We start from the raw sequence: 3,374 nt of genomic DNA on the forward strand, positions 1-3,374 counted from the left end.
TCCGGTGGGGGTGATGCTGAACGGCGCGCCCCTGGGCTTCTTCCCCCAGGCGGTGGTGATCGCCGAGCTGAAGGCCGCCTTTTCCAAGGTGAAGGCCGGGCTTCGAAGCTTCGCCATCCACAGCATGCTGGGCCATTCGGCCCGCGACGTGGTCGACCTGGTCCGCACCGCCGGTCTCAACGCCGGCTATTTCTGGATCCATGACTTCACCGCCCTGTGCGCCGGCGTCCACCTGTTGCGCAACGACGTTGAGGATTGCGGCGCGCCGCCGCCGGGTAGCCCCGCATGCGGCGTCTGTGTCTACGGCCCGGGCCGGGCGTTGCACATCTCCGAGCACGAGCGGGTGTTCAGCTATCTCGACCTGACGGTGGTCGCGCCCTCGCAAACCGCCCTGGACACCTGGCGGCGAGGCGGTCTCGACTCGCGCGACGAACGCGTCGTTCCGCACGCCCGCCTGATCCCCACGCGGGCGCGGCCCAAGCCGCGGCGGCCCGGAGCGTTTCGGTTCGCCTTCCCGGGAAGCGCCTCGGCGCACAAGGGCTGGCCGATCTTCCGCGCCCTGGCGCTGCGGTTCGCCGACGATCCGCGCTACGAGTTCATCCACCTGGCGGCCCGGACCATCGGCGGGCTTCCCATCGCCCACCACCCGGTTTCCGTGACCGCCGAGAAGCCGCTGGCCATGCGCGACGCCATCCGCCGCCTCGACGTCGACGCGGCCATGGTCTGGTCGATCTGCCGGGAGACCTTCTCCTTCACCGCCTATGAGGCGGTCGCCGCCGGCGCGGCCGTGGTCACTGGTCCAGACAGCGGCAACGTCGAGGCCTTCGCCCACGAGAACGGCCACGGGCTGGTGCTGGACGATGAAGCCGCCCTGATCGCGGCCTTCGAATCGGGCGACATCCTTGCGCTGTCGCGGGATGTTCGCTCGCCCGTCGTCCAGGACCTGAAGTTCAGCGCCCTGACCGTCGATCTCCTGAGGGCCAACGCATGAAGGTCGTCTGCTATTCCAGCTTCACCTTCAGCTACCTCAATCGGGCGCGGGTGCTTTACGCGACCCTGCGCCGCTTCCATCCGGATTGGGAGCTGGTCGCCCTGGTCACCGACCGGCCGCCGCCGGGCTTCCGCTTCGATGCCGCCAGCGAGCCCTTCGACCGGCTGGTCTATGCCGAAGATCTGGCCGTTCCCGACTTCAAGGCCTGGCTGTTCAAGCATGACGTGGTGGAGGCCTGCACGGCGGTGAAAGGCCCGTTCCTGAACCAGGCGCTCAACGCCGGCGCGGACGCGGTCGTCTATCTCGATCCCGACACGGCCCTGTTCGCCAGTCTCGATCCGTTGCTGGATTTGATGGCCGGCGACGACATCCTGCTCACGCCGCATCTGATCGACCCCAACACCACCCGCGAATCGATCCTCGACAACGATCTCTCGGCCTCGAAGACGGGGATCTTCAACCTGGGCTTCGTCGCGGTTCGTGCGCGGGGCGAAGGCTTGCGGTTCGCCCAGTGGTGGAACGATCGGCTGCTGGCGTTCTGTTACGACGACATGCCCGCGGGCCTGTTCGTCGACCAGCGCTGGTGCGACCATGCCCCGGCCCTGTTCGACAAGGTCAAGGTCGTCCGCGACCCCGGCTACAACGTCGCGAGCTGGAACCTGAGCCAGCGCAAGGTCGCCATCGGCAAGGACGGCGCCATCACCGTCAACGGTGCGCCGCTGCGCTTCTGGCACTTCACCAAGCTCGGCCCCACGGGCGACGTGATGACCAAGCGCTACGCCGGGGACAATCACGCGGTCTACGAAATCTGGCGCTGGTACAAGGATCAGGTGGCCGCGGCGACCGAGCCCTCGATCCCGGAACGCTACTGGGCCTACGAGACCTTCGACGACGGTACGCCGATCACTCGCGCCCACCGCCTGCTATGGCGCGATCGCGACGACCTGCGGGCTCGGTTCGACGATCCCTTCGCCACGGCGGGCGGCGGCTACCTGGGGTGGCTGGAGGCGGAGGGTCTGCTGGACCGGACCCCGGCTTGACAGTCGGCGGGCGCGGCCCGACACGAGCCCTGGGCACGGTATCGATAGACGGGGAGACGGCCGCTTCGCGCGGCCCGCATCTTGGCCAAGCACGCATCTGACAGTTCATCGGCGGAAGACGGCGACCTGTTCGCCAAGGTCGGGGAACTGGCCACGCGCTACGCCGCCCTGCGCGAGGAGGCGCAGCGCGCCGCCGCCGCCGAGGGCCTGACCCGCACCCGCCTGGGCGCGGCGCTCGCCGAGACCCTCGCCGCCACCGCCCGCGCCGAACAGGCCGCCCGCGCGGCCGCGCTCGTCGCCTATCGTGCCGCGGCCCGGCGCACGACCCGTCCCCGTCGCCGAAATCGGCCAGCGCGGCTGCTCGACCGGTTGCTGGGCCGGGCAGGCGTCGTCGGTCAGGCGCTGCTGATCGCCCGCTCCGGAGTCTGGCGGTCCAGCGGCCTGTCGTTCGGCGCGCGCCTGCGCGACCTCGCCGCCATCGCCGCCTATGCCCGCCGCGGCGCCGATCCTCAAGCTCAACCAGCCGCGCTGTTCGACCAAGCCTGGTATCTGGGCGCCAGCCCGGACCTCGGCGGCGGTCGGATGAGCCCGCTCGCCCACTACCTGCTGCGAGGGGGCGCGGAGGGCCGCAGCCCTCATCCGCTGATCCACGCCGCCTTCTATGGCGCGCGCCATGGCGTGGCCCTAGGCGCGACGGGCCTCACGCCGCTCGAGCACTTCGTCCGCGTCGGGGCGGCGGAGGGGTGTGATCCGCATCCGCTGTTCAGCCTTGAGCACTATGTTGCACAGGCGCCGGACCTGATGCGGACCGGCGCCAATCCGTTGGCTCACTACCTGGAGCATGGACGGGGCCTCTCGCCGCACCCGCTGTTCGCGCCGGACTATTATGGAACCGCGACCGAGCAGCCGCCGCTGATCGACTATCTGACGCTCGGCGTCGCGGCGAACCGCAAGCCGCACCCGCTGTTCGACCCGGCGGCCTACCAGACCCAGTATCCCGATGTGGCCGCCGGCGGTCACGAACCGCTCAGCCACTATGTCATGGCCGGCGGCGTCGAAGGCCGTCATCCCAGTCCGTGGTTCGACGCCGGTCGCTACATGACCCTGCGCGGGGCGGCGCGGCCGGAGGATCGCAATCCGCTGGTGGACTACCTGCAGGGCGGCGCCTGGAGTGTGGGCGAGCCCTGGCTGGACCGCGCGAGCCTGGCGGTCACGGGCATGACCCCGCTGGAGCACTGGGCCCGCCAAGGTCCCCGCTAGACGCCGGCCTCGCGGAGCTGGCGCCAGATGTCGCGATAATAGTCGGTCACATAGTGAAAAGGACTAAGGCCCCAGCGATGGCC

At 69.9% G+C, this 3,374-nt stretch carries 3 protein-coding genes; all 3 read left to right on the forward strand.

Translation table 11 applies throughout. From position 1 onward, the window contains the following. Window positions 1-991: hypothetical protein (locus tag RMO04_RS11410; protein WP_309644910.1), on the forward strand; the 991-nt coding region annotated here is incomplete at its 5' end. After that, window positions 988-2,031, forward strand: a complete 1,044-nt coding sequence (locus RMO04_RS11415; RefSeq protein WP_309644911.1) for a hypothetical protein — start codon at window positions 988-990, stop codon at window positions 2,029-2,031. The genes RMO04_RS11410 and RMO04_RS11415, both read left to right, overlap by 4 nt. A gap of 81 nt (window positions 2,032-2,112) precedes the next feature. Beyond that, window positions 2,113-3,291 (forward strand): hypothetical protein, encoded by a 1,179-nt coding sequence (locus RMO04_RS11420; protein ID WP_309644912.1) that lies wholly within the window; start codon window positions 2,113-2,115, stop codon window positions 3,289-3,291. The last annotated feature ends 83 nt before the right edge of the window (window positions 3,292-3,374 follow it).

Origin of the sequence: Phenylobacterium sp. (assembly GCF_031412415.1) — a bacterium.
Lineage (GTDB): Bacteria > Pseudomonadota > Alphaproteobacteria > Caulobacterales > Caulobacteraceae > Phenylobacterium.